15 protein-coding genes are annotated in these 15231 nt (G+C 48.9%); 8 read left to right on the top strand and 7 right to left on the bottom strand.

Annotation, left to right across the window (positions count from 1 at the left end; all coding sequences use genetic code 11):
• The 3 genes from ftsE (at nt 1) to rpoH (ending at nt 2752) form a co-directional block, all read left to right on the top strand.
• Nucleotides 1-702, top strand: coding sequence for a cell division ATP-binding protein FtsE (gene ftsE, locus L2713_RS09885; protein ID WP_011624494.1), 702 nt, complete (start codon nt 1-3; stop codon nt 700-702).
• A complete protein-coding gene (ftsX, locus tag L2713_RS09880; protein WP_011624493.1) occupies nt 699-1664 on the top strand; it encodes a permease-like cell division protein FtsX in 966 nt (321 codons plus the stop codon). The genes ftsE and ftsX overlap by 4 nt, the downstream gene beginning before the upstream one ends.
• Before the next feature lie 230 nt (nt 1665-1894).
• The gene (gene rpoH, locus L2713_RS09875) at nt 1895-2752 is read left to right on the top strand and encodes an RNA polymerase sigma factor RpoH (RefSeq protein WP_248967758.1); all 858 of its coding nucleotides are present in this window, start codon (nt 1895-1897) and stop codon (nt 2750-2752) included.
• Nucleotides 2753-2823: 71 nt separating this feature from the next.
• Here rpoH and menE read toward each other — a convergent pair whose 3' ends face one another.
• The 5 genes from menE to L2713_RS09850 all read right to left on the bottom strand — a co-directional run bounded on the left by menE (nt 2824) and on the right by L2713_RS09850 (nt 9045).
• Nucleotides 2824-4299: an o-succinylbenzoate--CoA ligase gene (gene menE, locus L2713_RS09870; protein ID WP_248967757.1), complete on the bottom strand. Its 1476-nt coding sequence runs from the start codon at nt 4297-4299 to the stop codon at nt 2824-2826.
• A gap of 6 nt (nt 4300-4305) precedes the next feature.
• Nucleotides 4306-5355: an o-succinylbenzoate synthase gene (gene menC / locus L2713_RS09865; protein ID WP_248967756.1), complete on the bottom strand. Its 1050-nt coding sequence runs from the start codon at nt 5353-5355 to the stop codon at nt 4306-4308.
• 22 nt (nt 5356-5377) lie between these two features.
• On the bottom strand, nt 5378-6181 hold the full coding sequence (gene menH, locus L2713_RS09860; protein WP_248967755.1) for a 2-succinyl-6-hydroxy-2,4-cyclohexadiene-1-carboxylate synthase: 804 nt from the start codon (nt 6179-6181) through the stop codon (nt 5378-5380).
• Entirely contained in the window at nt 6181-7902 is a 1722-nt protein-coding gene (gene menD / locus L2713_RS09855) for a 2-succinyl-5-enolpyruvyl-6-hydroxy-3-cyclohexene-1-carboxylic-acid synthase (protein WP_248967754.1), read from the bottom strand. The genes menH and menD overlap by 1 nt, the downstream gene beginning before the upstream one ends.
• A 174-nt stretch (nt 7903-8076) precedes the next feature.
• Nucleotides 8077-9045 (bottom strand): LysR family transcriptional regulator, encoded by a 969-nt coding sequence (locus L2713_RS09850; RefSeq protein ID WP_011718683.1) that lies wholly within the window; start codon nt 9043-9045, stop codon nt 8077-8079.
• 414 nt (nt 9046-9459) lie between these two features.
• Between L2713_RS09850 and L2713_RS09845 the strand changes: the two genes are divergently transcribed.
• The 4 genes from L2713_RS09845 to nrfD all read left to right on the top strand — a co-directional run bounded on the left by L2713_RS09845 (nt 9460) and on the right by nrfD (nt 12104).
• On the top strand, nt 9460-9933 hold the full coding sequence (locus L2713_RS09845) for a DUF2726 domain-containing protein (protein WP_011624486.1): 474 nt from the start codon (nt 9460-9462) through the stop codon (nt 9931-9933).
• A 77-nt stretch (nt 9934-10010) separates the two neighbouring features.
• Nucleotides 10011-10475, top strand: coding sequence for a nitrite reductase (locus tag L2713_RS09840; RefSeq protein WP_248967753.1), 465 nt, complete (start codon nt 10011-10013; stop codon nt 10473-10475).
• Between the two features lie 4 nt (nt 10476-10479).
• Nucleotides 10480-11166 carry a 4Fe-4S dicluster domain-containing protein gene (locus tag L2713_RS09835; RefSeq protein ID WP_248967752.1) on the top strand — a complete coding sequence of 229 codons (687 nt, stop codon included), beginning with the start codon at nt 10480-10482 and terminating at the stop codon, nt 11164-11166.
• Nucleotides 11163-12104 (top strand): cytochrome c nitrite reductase subunit NrfD, encoded by a 942-nt coding sequence (gene nrfD, locus L2713_RS09830; RefSeq protein ID WP_089068760.1) that lies wholly within the window; start codon nt 11163-11165, stop codon nt 12102-12104. Before L2713_RS09835 ends, nrfD begins: the two co-directional genes overlap by 4 nt.
• Before the next feature lie 264 nt (nt 12105-12368).
• On the opposite strand, the gene L2713_RS09825 is transcribed toward nrfD, so the two are convergent.
• Nucleotides 12369-12800, bottom strand: coding sequence for an Lrp/AsnC family transcriptional regulator (locus L2713_RS09825; protein ID WP_011624482.1), 432 nt, complete (start codon nt 12798-12800; stop codon nt 12369-12371).
• Between the two features lie 227 nt (nt 12801-13027).
• Here L2713_RS09825 and yjeH point away from each other — a divergent pair, with 227 nt between their 5' ends.
• Nucleotides 13028-14296: an L-methionine/branched-chain amino acid transporter gene (gene yjeH, locus L2713_RS09820; protein WP_248967751.1), complete on the top strand. Its 1269-nt coding sequence runs from the start codon at nt 13028-13030 to the stop codon at nt 14294-14296.
• Nucleotides 14297-14368: 72 nt separating this feature from the next.
• On the opposite strand, the gene L2713_RS09815 is transcribed toward yjeH, so the two are convergent.
• Nucleotides 14369-14980: an energy transducer TonB gene (locus tag L2713_RS09815; RefSeq protein ID WP_248967750.1), complete on the bottom strand. Its 612-nt coding sequence runs from the start codon at nt 14978-14980 to the stop codon at nt 14369-14371.
• Nucleotides 14981-15231: the final 251 nt, after the last annotated feature.

Below are 15231 nucleotides of genomic sequence, written 5' to 3'. Positions count from 1 at the left end.
ATGATTGATTTTCAGCAGGTCAGTAAGATTTATCCTGGTGGCCAAATGGCACTGGAAGAGGTGAATTTTCATCTACAAAAAGGTGAAATGGCATTCTTAACCGGCCATTCGGGCGCGGGTAAGAGTACCCTGTTGAAATTAATCACAGTGATCGAGCGTGCAACTACCGGCCGGGTGGCGATTAATGGTCACGATATTGCCAAAATCAGCCCTAAACACGTGCCCTATTTGCGCCGCAATATTGGGATGATTTTTCAAAACCACCATCTATTGATGGACAGAAGCGTATTCGACAACGTGGCCTTACCGTTAGTGATTGAAGGTTTCTCCCACGGTGAGATCCGCAAACGTGTCGCTGGCGCGTTGGATATGGTGGGGTTGTATGGCAAAGAGCGCCATAACCCCATCATGTTATCCGGTGGTGAGCAGCAACGTGTCGGTATCGCCCGCGCCATTGTGAATAAACCGCCACTATTGCTGGCCGACGAACCGACGGGCAACTTAGATCCTAAGTTGTCGATGGATATCTTGCGCTTATTCGAAACCTTTAACGATGCAGGCACTAGCGTGCTTATCGCTACCCACGATCTGGGACTGATCGCGCGGATGAAGTACCGCACTTTTACCCTGAAACAAGGGCGTATGCTCGGCGCACAGGAATTACACCATGGACACGCGACTGCTCGAGGTGATGCGCAATGAGTGACAACGCTAAATTAACGCGCAGCAAGTTGCCCATTTCGGGGCGTATCGTGATGTTTTTTATTCGTCATGTGCAGCAAGCCATGGCGAGTATGGGTGAGTTGTGGCGCAGCCCAGTCTCTTCTCTGATGACGATGGCGGTTCTCGGAGTGAGTTTAAGCTTACCTGCGGCGCTGCAAGTGTTAGTGAAAAATGCCGAGACCATTACCAGCTCTTGGAACAGCGCGGCGGAGATTTCACTGTTTATCGATGAAAATCGCAGCGAGCAGACGATTCAAAGTTTACTGACCCGCATCCGAGCCTATGCCGAAGTGGAAAAGGTGCAGTATATTGACCGCAACCAAGCGCTCGAAGAGTTTCAGCGCCTGTCGGGGTTTGGTGAGGCGTTAGCCTATCTCGATAAGAACCCGCTGCCAGCGGTGATTACCGTGACGCCCACTCAGCGTTATTCCACCCCAGTGGGTGCCCGTGAGTTGTTGTCTAAGCTGGAGCGCGAGCCTGAAATCAGTTTTGGCCGCTTAGATATCGAATGGCTAGAGCGTCTGCAAGCCGTGGTGCGCTTACTCGAACGTACCGTGATGGCGATTGCAGCCCTACTGGTACTCGCCGTGGTGTTGGTGATAGGTAACACCATTCGCTTAGCGATTATGAACCGTCGCACCGAAATTGAAGTGATGAAGCTGGTTGGCGCCACTGAGTCCTTTATTCAACGCCCCTTCCTTTATACGGGCATTTGGTACGGCGTCATTGGCGGTGTATTGGCTTGGCTTATCATTAACTTATTGGTTTGGTATCTAGATTCTGCCCTCGCTGAGCTGCTCGGTTTGTACGGCAGTCAGTTAGAGATGAAGTCTTTGACCTTTACCGAACTGCTACAATTAGTGGGCTTAGCCTCCTTCTTAGGTTGGCTGGGTTCTTACCTTTCGGTAAGGCAACATTTAAGAGCGATTGAACCCTCTTAATGATCAATCGCTTATCGTTTAAAAATACGAGTAGATAAGGCAAGCGATGAACTTTTGTTCACTTGCAATGTCTATTCAACGGGGTTAAAAGTAACACCCCAGACGAGCGAAGGTTGACATACTCTGTCAATTAGCCGATAGTTCGTCAGCTCATCCTCAAGGTGTTTTGAGTTAAACCACAGGATGAAATCGACTTATATTTGATAAGTAGTAAGAGAGTAGGAGCGCGAATGACCTTTCAAACGCAATCAATGGCACTAACAGTCCCTCAGGGCAGCAGTAGTTTAGAAGCTTATATCCATTCAGTGACTAGCATGACAATGTTAGACGCTGAGACTGAGTATGAGTTAGCCAAGCGTTTGCAGGAAACGGGTGATCTGCAAGCGGCGAAGCAACTGATTATGTCGCACTTACGTTTTGTGGTGCACGTTGCTAAGGGCTACTCAGGTTACGGTCTGCCACAGGCGGATTTGATCCAAGAAGGCAACATCGGTCTGATGAAAGCGGTTAAGCGCTTCGATCCCGATGTGGGCGTCCGTCTAGTGTCTTTTGCTGTGCATTGGATTAAAGCTGAAATTCATGAATATGTGCTGAAAAACTGGCGCATTGTTAAAGTCGCAACCACTAAAGCGCAACGCAAGTTGTTCTTTAATATCCGTAAAGCGAAAACTCGCCTCGGTTGGTTTAGCGATGATGAAGTCACAATGGTGGCAGAAAACTTAGGTGTATCTAAGGCCGATGTGACTGAGATGGAATCACGTATGGCGGCGCAGGATCCTGCGTTTGACCTCAGCAGTGATAACGATGATGAGCAGGATTTTGCCCCTGTACATTATCTTGAAGATCATTCATCGGATTTAGCCGAAAACATCGAAAACGATAACTGGGAATCCAATGCCCAAGGTCGTTTATTATCGGCCATCAAAACCTTAGACGAGCGTAGCCAGCATATCCTGCGTGCCCGTTGGTTAGACGATGATAAAACCACACTGCAGGAATTGGCAGAAACCTATCAAGTCTCGGCTGAGCGCATTCGCCAGTTAGAGAAAAACGCGATGAACAAGCTTAAGGCTTGTATGGAAGCCTAATTAGGCTCGGCGTGAGAACATAAAAAACCTGCTACGGCAGGTTTTTTTGTGGCTGAATTTATCAAGAGTTATCAAGATTCGGATTGAATAGCGGCAATAAGTTGCTTGCGATTCACTTTTAAACCGGTTTGCTCGGCATGCTCTGGCCAAGGGTAATAGCGGCGCGGTCGTTTAAAGCGAGCGATTTTGTCGGCGAGAAAGACTTCAAGTTCAGCCTCTATTTTACTCATTTCTTGGCTTGTGTTGTTGCCGACAGTTCCGCTGCGGACAATGTCACCACGAATAATGGCGGCAGGGAGTTGGCTGAAGGTGACGTCAGGCTGAGGAAAGACGATCGCCTCATCTATTAGTGGATGCAGTTTAAGCGCCGCTTCAATTTCCTCTGGCTGAATGTTTTCGCCACCACTGATAAACATATTATCGACGCGGCCCAAGATCTTAAGATTGCCGTTAGCATCCCATTCGCCCCTGTCTTTGGTATAAAACCAACCCTCGGCATCGAGTGGTTTTTCTATTCCCTTATCCGTGAGATAGCCCATAAACAAGCAATCTCCCCGCACCCAAATCACCCCATCGACAATTTTGAGCTCACGCCCTGGGAGTAATTTACCACTGGTGCCATCGCTTAGCGCTGGGCCTGTGGTGATTTGCGAGCCCATCTCAGTCATGCCGTAACTGGTAAAGCTGGCAATATGCCGCTGTTCGAGCTGTTTAAGCAAATCGATAGAAATTGCACCGCCGCCGAGCAGCAGGGCTTTAATGCTCTTGAGTGAAGCCTGTTTATCGGCGAGTAGATTGAATAACTGTGTCGGCACGAGGGAAGCATGGGTTAAGCCATCGCGCTCGATTTGCGCCTGCAGCGGGAGAGTCGGATCCGGCAGCACTACCGTCGCCGCCACTAGGGCGCAGCGGTTGAGAATGGCGAGGCCGCCAATATGATACAGGGGTAACGACAACAACCAAGCATCACCTGCGACTAGCGGGATAAGACTGCGAGCGCCCTCGGCATTGGCAATGTGATTTGCAAGATTGTGCACGGCCGCCTTTGGAAAACCGCTGGAGCCAGAGGTTAAAATCACATTACTTGGACGATAAATATCAAAAGCTGTCGCGGCGAGGTCGGCGCTAGGTGCTGCATCGAGACTAAAATCCAGCGTGAGTTGATGACTGCCTGACAAGGCCAGCGCCGCTTCGCTCCAATAAAAAGGAATGTGGTGGCTATCGATAAGCCCTTGAACTTGCGCCAGCGGAAAACGTGGCGAGATAGGAAAGAAGATTGCGCCAATATCCACACAGGCCCAATACAGGCAAATCATCTCTAGATTATTGCGGCTGATACATGCCAGTGGTTGCCCTGGGCCTACGCCGATGCGCGTGAGCTGTTCACCCAAGGCCTGCACCATATGGCTTAAGCGGGTGTAGCTGATGTCTTGCCCATTACACTTAACCGCCGTTTGTGTGGGTGAGGTGAGCGCCGCGCTATGTAATGGCGAGATACCTTGCTGTGCAATGGATTGGGATGGTGCCAATGTTTGAGATTCGGACATTGGCGATTAATCCTGCTGCGTACTGGCGACAAGTTTAAGTTGATGAAGCTTCAAGCATTGAGACTTGCCGCTTGGCGCGATTAAGTCTTGGCTAAAGGCGGCTAACGTATCGAGCCCTGGGATTTCATCGGGCGTCAGTATGGCGGCTAAATGGGCCAAGTCATTGATACCTAAGCTGGCCTCAAGGCTTGAGCTTAAGATACAGCGCACGCCATGGCTGTGGGCCTCGTCGATAAGGCGCTGAAGTTTTTCAATACTGCCAAGTAGCATGGGTTTGATGATGAGTGCCGTGAGTCCCTCGTGCATCACAAATTGATAATCCGGGTCATTGAGGGATTCATCTAAGGCGTAGGGCAGAGGAATAGCGCGATACAGGGTTTGATTATCCTGCGGATGTTGGCAAGGCTCCTCAATATATTCAATGCTCTCTAGCGGTAAACAGGCGGCAAAATCGAGGGCCTGTTCTAAGCTAAAGCCACGGTTGGCATCTAAGCGCAGCTTTAGAGCAGGTCTCTGGCCTAAGATGCCATAAACCAAGCTCAATTCATCTTCCATTGAGGTTTGCGCAACCTTCACTTTGAGTGAGTGCACCCCGCTATCAAGACTCGCAATGTTAGCGAACAATTCGGTTTTGGGCGCATCCACCGGCTGATAAATCAACGGCACAGTGGCGGTAACTGGGCGCAGCGTATTGAGTTTTCCGCTGAGTTTGGCATGCAATAGACTCAAGCCAAAGGCAATGGACGGATAAGAGCTCGCTTCGGCCTGCTCGAGCAAGTAATCGATAGGCTGATTTTGTAGCTCGGGCAATAGCGCCACTAAGGCCTGTTGTACTTCGTCTAGGCTCTCGCGGCTAAAACCGGACAATGGCTGCTGCTCGATATCAAACCCTGAGAGTGGCGCGATTTCAACCAGTTGCTCACTTTCTTCGCCCTCAGTTTGTGCCTTTGCCTGCAACACTAAGCCGGTTCTGTGGTCGATGCGTTGTTTCCCCACGGGTAAAAAGCGGTCTAAGGGCAGGCGATATAAGTACAAGCTGAGCGAAGTTAAGATCATATTTTCCCTAAATTTATCTGTATCAAGTCATCGATTTTTTAAGCTTTAGTGCGCTTAAGCGGGCGATTAATGCCGCGGGATTGGCCTGATGTATGTTATGCCCAGCCTGTTCAATCTGATGCAAGATGATGGGCTGTTGTGCTTGCCAAGCTTTTGCTATTGCGGTGAATTTCGCATCTTGGCTGCCCGCAAAAAAATGGCATTCACAGCCAAGGCTTTCAGGTACATCCCAGAGAGAGGCTTGGCGAGCCAACGATGTGGCCAAAAAGATCTGTTTTAGTGTCTGCTTGGGATGTTGGTCGAGCAGCGCCGCGCGCTTGGCAATCAAGGCATACCGCGCTTTATCCGACATATCGGCAAATACTGCCTGTTGATACCAAAGCTGTAAAAAATCCCGACTGCTTAAGCTGAGTAAGCGTTTGGCCCACAGGTTGTCGTTTTTACTGCGTGCGGCTTGCTCTGCGGTATCGGTTAGCCCGGGATGACAGGACTCTAGCCATAAGCTCAAAACGCGCTGCGGATACGCCTTGGCAAGATGCAGGGCGATGCGGCCGCCGAGGGAATAACCGTAGAGATAAAAGGATTCAATATCAAGGCGATCGAGGCGGCTGATAATGTCTTGAACACAATGCTCGAAACCATTGGCGAGCGTCGATGGCCGCTCGTTCTGATTATCGCCGTGTCCGGGTAAATCGAGGCAGATACAATGAAAATGCTGGCTCAGTTCGGGGATAAGCGGCAGCCAATCGGCCTTAGTCCCTAAAAAGCCGTGAAGCAGGACTAAGTTTGGCTGCGAGACTTCCCCGTAACGGGCCACGGTTGGCATTAGCTTTGTTTCACCCATAAATTCAGCGCGGCGATCTGCTCGCTGGCTTGGTGTTGGCTTACACTGACTTCGATCACTGAGGCGCCCTGATAATCCAGCGCTTCGTGATAACAGCTTTGGAAGTCGGCTAAATTATCCACTTGATTATATGGCAGATTAAACATGGCAGCGGCGTAACCAAACTCTAAACCATGGCTTAAGCGGTAGTAATCACTGCGCAGTTCCTCGTTGGGAACGGGCAAGAGATTAAAGATATTGCCGCCGTCGTTGTTGAGAATAATGATCACCAGCGGGCTGGTTAAGCTGCGGGCAATGGCAAAAGAGTTGAGATCATGCAGCTGGGATAAGTCCCCAATAATCAAGCTCGTGGGTTTACCTTGATGCGCGGCAATGCCGCAGGCGGTGGCCAGTAAGCCGTCGATCCCCGATGCGCCGCGGTTGGTATAAGTGCTGGCCGTGCAACAACTCACTGGGGCGTACATATCGTATAACCGCACGGGCAGACTATTGCCGATAAACAATTGCTGCTCTAACGGCCGCGTATTGGCAATGGCGCGGATAACCTGCGCTTCACCAAACTCACCTTGATCGATATTACGTACAAATAAACTATGTAATTCATCGTTGTAGGTGACTAAGGTGTTGGCCCAATTAGCCGAAGAGGAGCGATACCAATTAAGCTGAGCAAATTGCGCGGCGTTGGCGTGCCAAATGTGTTTGGCATTATGGCTTGGGTCGAGCCTGTCTTGCTGTGGCAGCACTTGCCAGTAACTGTGCCAGTTTTGCTCGGCAAGGTAAGCAATCAAACGCTTAGACAATAAGCGCCCACCAAACACCAGCACGCGGTCCGCCTCTTGCAACAGATTGCGCGCCTTTGGATGTTGCAGTAGTTGGTCAATATTGCCGATCGCCGCGGGATGTTGCCGCAGTTGTGACTGCGCATCGGTCAGCAATGGCCAACCAATTTTTTGTGAGAGGGCGATAAGCTGCGCAGGATCTTGCTCCGGCGTGAGTGTACCGGCGATGATGACGCCCTTACCGTGGACGAAACGCATAATGGCATCATCGCTCGGGCTGCTGAGTTGTTCACTCTTACCGTATTGAGTGTAGGGTCTGGCGTGTTGCAACCAAGTTTGCAGTGGCTTCAGATAAGGCGATTCGCTATCGAGAATGGTGCCACTCATCTCACTCGGATATAAGGGTTCGCGGTACATGCAGTTGATGTGCACTGGGCGTGTTTGGTTTGCCACCGCTTCATCGAGGGTTGTGAGTAACATCTGCGGCGCAATGTGCGCATCTGGCGTGGGCAGGTTTACCTGCTGGGCATAATTGGCAAAAATCGCTGGTTGCACTATGGCTTGGTTGGCGCCGCAACCGAGTAATTCTGGCGGCCTGTCACCGCTTAAGACAATCAAGGGCACATGGGTCAACCAAGCTTCGACTATCGCAGGATAAAGGTTGGCGACGGCCGTGCCTGAGGTGGTGATAATCGCCACGGGGGCGCAGCTGGCTTTGGCTAATCCGAGGGCCATAAAACCTAAGCCACGCTCATCGAAATGCAAGTGACGTTTAAGCTTGGTTTGCTGAGCCGCGGCTAAGGTTAGCGGTGTCGAGCGTGAGCCCGGCGCCATGCAGACATGCTGCACACCAAGACGTGCTAATTCTTCCAGAATAAGTGCGCCCCACATCAGGTTCAGTGTGGCTGTGTTTTCGGTTCGCATAGCAAGATCTATCAGGATAAAGATGGGCTTAGTGTAACGTGTTTGGCGGGCAAGATGTATGCCTGGCTTAACAAAACTTGGGTCGACACTGTGGGGGATGAGGTGGAGCCTAAGCTAAGGCAGAGTATGCCTATCACCTCGTATTACAAGATGAAAATACAGGATAAGGAGCCGCTAAATAATATGGTCGACAATTTTCTTTATCTGTCCGCTTAGCCAGAGCAAGTCCTCATTCACCTTATTCGGTTGGTTTTTTTGCACGAGGAAAATCGTTGGCGCTTCGGTATGGGCGTACAAACGTTCGGCCTCCAGTTGCGACAGCTGACAAGTGTGTAACTCGGGAATATCGCTCACCATCTCGTAAACCACTCGATAGGGCAGTAATGAAATTGTCTGGCTCTCGCCGAGATATTCAAACAGGCTAGAAATACTGGTAATGGTAATTTCAGTATTGAGTTTTATGCCATTTTTAATGCAGAACTCCTGATATGGGCTGAGGCGAGTGCTGGGATTGCCAAGATCTGTATTGACATAGGGATACTCGGCGATGCTCTCAAGCGTGATTTCGCGTTTAAAAATCGGATGGTTACGGCTGGCGATGAGGTAAACCTTGTCCATGCGTTGTAGCGTCGTGGTTTGCAACTTATCACCAAAGGCCGCCACATCGGCGGTGCTCTTATTACAGCAAATGCCTAAGGCCACATCGCCATTGATGATGTCCTGTGTCGTGTGCAGCGACCAAGGGGTGATATTAATCTGCATCGGCTTTTGTTCTTCCTTAATGGCCTGCATTAAGGCTTTAGGAAACGCATAGGCAATGAGGCCCGGCGCAGCAATTTCAACATGGGTTTTGACTTGGCTTGCATTTGCCGCGCGCACTTTTTGAAATTTATCCGAGCATTCTATGGTTTGTTTCGCAATAGGATATAAATGAGTTACAAACTCATTTGGAAATAAACCGTATTTTTTACGAATGAAAAGTTCATCGCCAAATGTTTCCCGCAGATTTTTTAGGCTGCGACTTATTTTGGGGGCAGGGATATCTAACGCCTTTGATACATAGGTTGCAGATTTGTTCTCATATAATGAAACCAATATTTTTAAACTCAAAATATCGAGGTTGTCCATGTTATTAATATGCATTTTTTATATTCCTTAATATTGGGCAAGCACTAGATAAGCAAGGAATTATTATGGTGTTGGTAATTAAAATTAATGTGAAACCAGTCTCAAGTCTAGCACCTTTTTTCTATCTATGTGTAACAGGAAATTTAGATTTGAATTTTTTATTTTTCAAAAAACATCTTTAATTTAATTTGAAATTTTAGTTTGTGATATTTGACTATTTGAATTTCAATTTATTAATTAATCATTATCAATATGTGCATTTTAGATTTACGTTAAACGGTAATGTGTTCTGTATCTTAACTTGTTGTTTATGTGTAATTTTGTATTTTTAAATGTGATCTATGTCAAAAAAATAAATGGGATTAACAATAATACTGAAGCTGCTTTAAAGGAGAAAACAAAAATATAATTGTGTTATTGGAGGCGTATATGAACACTTCAGTCATTCTCAGCTATGCGTTTATGTACTTTGTACTATTCGTCGCAGTTCCATTCGTGTTTGTAATGTTTGTCATGACTTGCATTAAGTTTTTTAGAGCAGATCCTGATGACGCTCATCATGAAATGAAACTCAAACCAGTGTTATTTGATGAAGAAAGCTTCAGCTTTTTTAAATCACTCAAAACTGTCGTAGAAGGTAAATATGATGTCTGCTGCAATGTGCCGTTAGACACTGTATTTGATATGGACCAGCATGATGCTGATTTAAATCACGAATGCCGTCTCGACTATGTGTTGATTGACCATGACTCTTCTGAAGTCAAAATGGTGATCAGCGACGCTGGTAAGCAAATTAACTCACCCATGAAAAAGCTGTTCAGTAAATTCAATATTGGCTTTATTGAAATGAACCAGCATAAACAGTGGGATACCCAAAGCCTTAAGCAAGCTTTAGCCGTCTGACCACGACTGTCGGGTTCGGAGCCTTCCGAACCCTGACTTCCTCTGTATTTCCCCATCTATCAATATGAGGACTCGCTATGTCTACACGACAATGGCTGTGGTCATTACGCTTGGGTGTCGTTGCTGTATTGCTCAGTTTTTCTGCGATGAGTGCTGAACCTGCTAGGCAAATTAACAGTGATGCTTGCATGAAGTGTCATAAGCGTAATGGTCAAATGTTAGGGCATCACAGCCAGGATGCCATGAAAATGACCTGTTCCAGTTGTCACGGTGAAAAGGGTGATCACCCTAAAAAACCAAATGATTTAGTGGTTTTTGGATTAAATGAGGCATCCGAAACCACTGTGCAATTACAGGCATGCCAAAAATGCCACAGGCCCGCCAAACTCAGTTCCCAAGAGTGGACGCATAATGTGCATGCGCAAAAAGTGGCGTGCGCCGCTTGCCATAAATTACATAGCCCAACTGAACCTATGGCCGACATGACGCCTAAGGTTCGCAGTGAGCTGTGCCGTAACTGTCATACAGGCCAGCAGGAGTAAGGTTATGGAAAATTCAAAAAGAAGATTTCTCAAAGGGACATGCGCCCTGTTGGCCGGCGCTTCGGGAGCGACCCTACTCGCGACTGTCAGTGCTTCGAATGAGGCGAAGGCCGAACCCAGCGTGAAGTATGCGCTGATCCACGATGAGACTAAGTGCATAGGTTGCAAGGCCTGTGAGGTTGCATGCCGTGAAACCAACCAGGTGCCCGAAGGCGTGGCGCGGCTGAAGATAGAACAAACCGGACCTTACGGAGAATATCCAAACCAGTTTTATCACTTTAGCCGTAAGTCTTGCCAGCACTGTGAAGACGCGCCCTGTGTCAATGTCTGCCCGACTGGTGCCGCTTTTATCGATAAAGAGACGGGAATCGTGTCGGTGGATGCGTGGAAGTGTGTGGGCTGTCAGTATTGTATCGCGGCTTGTCCCTACAAAATTCGCTTTATCAATCCCGTTACCCATGCCGCGGACAAATGTGATTTTTGCCGTGAGACTAATCTGGCCCAAGGTAAACAGCCCGCCTGCGTCGTGGCTTGTCCAACTAAGGCCTTAGTGTTTGGCAACTTAAAGGATCCGAGTTCACAGGTGGTACAAGTGTTGAAGGCTAACCCGACCCAAAGGGCTAAGGTTGACCTAGGAACGCGGCCAAAACTGTTCCGCATTGTGGCCAAATCAGGGGAGGTAGCAATATGAGCGCCCTACATTTTGATACGCTAGTGTGGCATTGGCCGATCGCGATTTACCTGTTTTTAGCGGGCGCATCGGCCGGCGCCATGTTCTTTGCGGTGTTACTCAAACATTTTGTGTTAAAGCATAACGCCTACCAGTCTGGCTTTGTACAAGCGGCCTGTATTGTGGCGCCCGTGGCTGTGATGGCGGGTTTGGGCATCTTAGTCTTGGACTTAACTAAGCCCTTCGATTTTTGGAAGATCTTAGTCTTCTATAATCCCAAGTCCGTGATGTCGATGGGGGTGTTGATTCTGCTGATTTACCAAGTCTTTATGTTTATGTGGATTGGCTTGTTATTCCGTAAACCTATCGATGCTTGGTGTGAGAGTCGCTTCCCCATGGTGCTGAAGTTCACCGCCTGGCTGAGCCGCTTCGAGGCGACAATTACCGGTTTGTTGGTGATCTTCTCCCTCGCGCTTGGGGCTTATACCGGCTTTTTACTGTCGGCCTTACCCGGCTATCCGATGTTGAAAAACCCCGTGTTGCCGCTGCTGTTTTTGGCTTCGGGGCTTTCATCGGGCGCAGCATCTTCTCTCTTGGGTGGCGTGTTGCTTAACGCCAACCCCAATGCCAAGGAAGTACACTTTATCCATAAAGTTGAGATCCCATTGATTTTGGTGGAGATAGTGCTGATTTTCACCTTTTTTATGGGGCTCGTCTTATCGGGAGGCCAGAGTAAGTTTGCCGCCTTCAATGCGATAGGTTATGGCTTCTGGGGATGGGTCTTCTGGATTGGCATAGTTGGGCTGGGATTATCGGGACCATTGGCGATGAACCTGTTTATGACGGCTACTTCCAAACGTAAGTGGGCCTATGTGGCAGGCACCGCATGTTTGAGTCTTATTGGTGTACTACTGCTGCGTAACTTTATTCTCTACACGGGGCAAATGACGGTCGTTTAATGGGGCACGGTTTGCCCAAGTTAAAGATAAGAAGGAATAACGGCGGATGGCGAAGCGGTGCTTAAGGAATGCACTGTGAGTTAACCTCCTTTGATTACACTGGCTGAAGTAGTTAAAGGTGGGTTGCCTTGTCGCGATTTGCTGTCACAGGGAGGTTATTGGGAAGGGAAGCCATATTTTTGATATTGTTTGCCCTGCCTCCACAAGGGCCTCGCCACCTTTATTCCTTAGGGGTGGCGTTTCTTGTTTGGGGGCAAAGCACGCCTATTCACCCGCGTTATTTATCCACTCGCTCATCACCACATGGGTTTTGATTTTGATGATGTCCGTGTGGGTATCGATATATTCACGAATTTCGTGCAAGCGGCGCATCGACGGGGCGTGCACATACACCAACAAATCCATATCGCCAGAGATACCGCGGCAAGTGATCACCTCGGGGATGGCATGGAACACATGCACCACATCGGCGCAGCGCGGGCATTTATGTTGGATTTCGAAATAGGCCGACACTCCTTCCTTTTGCGATTCGCTCAGCAAAACCTGATAGCCGCGGATCACCCCAGTTTGCTCGAGTTTTTTAATCCGCTCGGCAACCGCACTACGGGAAAGGTTAACCTGCTCAGCGATACTGGAGACACTCTGGCGAGCATCTTGGCGTAGGCTGTGGATGATGGCGGTATCAAACTTATCCAACTTGAGCTCCGATAAAAACGGGTTGTAAAAAAGCGCGAGGCAAATCGCCAAGGCAGGCTAATATCAGTTAAGCACCCTGCGCTGGGGCTGCGCCGTCATTTTGCCGGAAATATGCATTTTTGCCGTCATTTTGCCGGTATTTGCCATGAAGAACACTGAGATTGACGGCAGATTGCGGCGTAAAATCTCACTATACTGACGGCTTCAAAACCACTGAATTTTAACAGATGAACTCACATAGCGGAACTATAGGACGTTGGCAAGGCGCAGGCTTGATGGCCACCACTTTGCTGGGCACAGGGGTGTTTATTCTCCCGCAAATGACAATCGACAAAGCCCAGGCTGGCGCGCTTATCGCTTGGTCACTCCTGACCTTAGCCATTATTCCGGTGGCACTGATCTTTGGTCGATTGGCGAGTGTCTTTCCCCATGCTGCGGGTCCCGCTTATTTTGTCGAAAAGGCCTTTGGCCGCACTGCGGGCCGTACTATAGGGCTGATTTTTTTACTGGTGGTGCCCATGGGCGCGCCAGCTGCGATTTTGATGACCTTCCAATTTGTTAATGCACTCATCCCCCTCGATGGCTGGTCTAAGGTGGGCGCTGAGGTATTAGTGATTTTCGGCTTATTCCTACTTAATCTGCGTGGCATTCAAGTCTCGGCCAAACTGCAATTTGGCTTAACTCTTTGTATTGTGGCGATTGTGGTGCTGTTATTCGGGGCGAGTAGTGTGCAACCTGGGCACTTAACCTCATTAGCGAGCTATGGCACGCCAGAAATCCCCACTATTATGATTGCCGCAGGTATCGCCTTTTGGAGTTTCCTTGGGATTGAGGCCATGACTCACCTCGCCGATGATTTCCGCCGCCCGCAGCAGGATATGATCCCAGCGATGATGATGGGCACTGTGCTGGTGGGCATTATTTATGTGGCCTGTACCTTGATTTTACTGTTAGTGCCGACCGATAAAAGCGTGGCCATGATTGGCGTGTTCGATGCGCTTTTGGGTGGCTATGGCGCACAAGTGATAGGTGTATTGGGGATTGCCAGTGGTCTTGCTACGGTTAACGTGTATGCCGCCAGTGCCGCACGCCTTATCTGGAGCTTTAGTAACGAAGGCATTTTGCCACGCTGCTTTGCGGTAAAAAATCGTCACGGAGTGCCTATCCGCGCCTTGGCGGCGTTACTCAGCGTGATGGCGAGTGTGATAGTGTTGACCCACACCACGGGCCAAGAGCTCGAACATTTGATTGCATGGAGTAATGGGGTGTTCGTGGTGATTTATTTAATGGCGATGTTAGCCGCGGCTAAGCTATTGCCCCGCAGCAACTTACCCTTAGTGGTATTAGGTTGTGGCTTCTGTTTGGCCTTAGGTATCGCGCTTGGTGCAAGCATGGCCTACGTGTTGGTGTTGATTTTGTTCGTGGCACCATTCCTGTGGTGGCAGAAGACGCATATCAGTCGCAAACAGAGCTTAGCGGTAAATAAAGCGTCTTAGTGGCCGAAGTGCTGAGGTACCACTGAATGACGGACCAGAACGCCAACCATCATGCGTTCTGGTCTCTTGGTCTTAAATCTTCTGATCCAGTTTAAAGTCGAGCTGCACCTGTTGATTCAGCTGTGGCACGGCCTTGCCCGCATCAAACTTAGGTTTGTATTTCCAGTTTTGCACCGCTGACAGTGCCGCCTTATCAAACACCCGTTTCGGATTGGCATCGAGCACGCGCACATTGCTGACACTACCGTCCGCCGTGATATCAAATCCCACGACCACATAACCTTCCTTGCCATTTTGCGCCGCATCAATGGGATAGCGAGGTGACACTTGCACCATAGGTAAGGCTTCGGCCGTCATTGCTGATTGGGTAAAGAGTGTGGTTTGGGTTGGCATTTCGGGGGTAAAAGTCTGAGTGTTGAAATCGACGAGTTGATTGCTCTCACCCGGAGTCGTCACCCGCTCCCTCGCTGGAATAGGTTTAGGTGGTTCGGGTTTACGGCTTTCCTTAGGCGGAATGGGTGTTCGCTCGCTCATCAAAATATTAATTTGCGGCGCATCGCTCGCTTGTCCGCTCAAGGGCTGCGGATTATGGATAAGTTGCGCCATAAACACGAACAAACCTAAGGTGATCAGTGCGCTAACAAGGATAATACCTGTGCGATTAACGAGTGCATTTTGGCCCATAGTGTTTCCTTACAATGGATGAACAAGATTTAATCTATATCACTCATCACTAAAATGTAGAAACATTTATTTACAAATAAGCATAATTGTTGAGCGATTTTGACGGGCTGGAATGGCATAAAGCACGAGCCAATCGCGCTTGCCGAGCGGATTTGTGGCAATTACAGCCCGCTTTAAATATCGTTTGAAGCAAGACAAAAGTACCAGACGCCATTGATATACGGCGATATCTTTGCAAGCGAGGCTAAATT

Origin of the sequence: Shewanella seohaensis (genome assembly GCF_023283775.1) — a bacterium.
Lineage (GTDB): Bacteria > Pseudomonadota > Gammaproteobacteria > Enterobacterales > Shewanellaceae > Shewanella > Shewanella seohaensis.
The sequence above is the reverse complement of the archived record's forward strand: the minus strand, read 5'-3'. Positions and strand labels throughout refer to the sequence as shown.

Bases quoted from the DNA above. Each gene is read 5' to 3' on its own strand.
- menD (WP_248967754.1), bottom strand. From the start codon at position 7,902: ATGCGAACCGAAAACACAGCCACACTGAACCTGATGTGGGGCGCACTT.
- menE (WP_248967757.1), bottom strand. From the start codon at position 4,299: ATGTCCGAATCTCAAACATTGGCACCATCCCAATCCATTGCACAGCAA.
- yjeH (WP_248967751.1), top strand. From the start codon at position 13,028: ATGAACTCACATAGCGGAACTATAGGACGTTGGCAAGGCGCAGGCTTG.
- L2713_RS09835 (WP_248967752.1), top strand. From the start codon at position 10,480: ATGGAAAATTCAAAAAGAAGATTTCTCAAAGGGACATGCGCCCTGTTG.
- ftsE (WP_011624494.1), top strand. From the start codon at position 1: ATGATTGATTTTCAGCAGGTCAGTAAGATTTATCCTGGTGGCCAAATG.
- rpoH (WP_248967758.1), top strand. From the start codon at position 1,895: ATGACCTTTCAAACGCAATCAATGGCACTAACAGTCCCTCAGGGCAGC.
- L2713_RS09815 (WP_248967750.1), bottom strand. From the start codon at position 14,980: ATGGGCCAAAATGCACTCGTTAATCGCACAGGTATTATCCTTGTTAGC.
- menH (WP_248967755.1), bottom strand. From the start codon at position 6,181: ATGCCAACCGTGGCCCGTTACGGGGAAGTCTCGCAGCCAAACTTAGTC.
- L2713_RS09850 (WP_011718683.1), bottom strand. From the start codon at position 9,045: ATGCATATTAATAACATGGACAACCTCGATATTTTGAGTTTAAAAATA.
- nrfD (WP_089068760.1), top strand. From the start codon at position 11,163: ATGAGCGCCCTACATTTTGATACGCTAGTGTGGCATTGGCCGATCGCG.
- L2713_RS09840 (WP_248967753.1), top strand. From the start codon at position 10,011: ATGTCTACACGACAATGGCTGTGGTCATTACGCTTGGGTGTCGTTGCT.
- menC (WP_248967756.1), bottom strand. From the start codon at position 5,355: ATGATCTTAACTTCGCTCAGCTTGTACTTATATCGCCTGCCCTTAGAC.
- ftsX (WP_011624493.1), top strand. From the start codon at position 699: ATGAGTGACAACGCTAAATTAACGCGCAGCAAGTTGCCCATTTCGGGG.
- L2713_RS09845 (WP_011624486.1), top strand. From the start codon at position 9,460: ATGAACACTTCAGTCATTCTCAGCTATGCGTTTATGTACTTTGTACTA.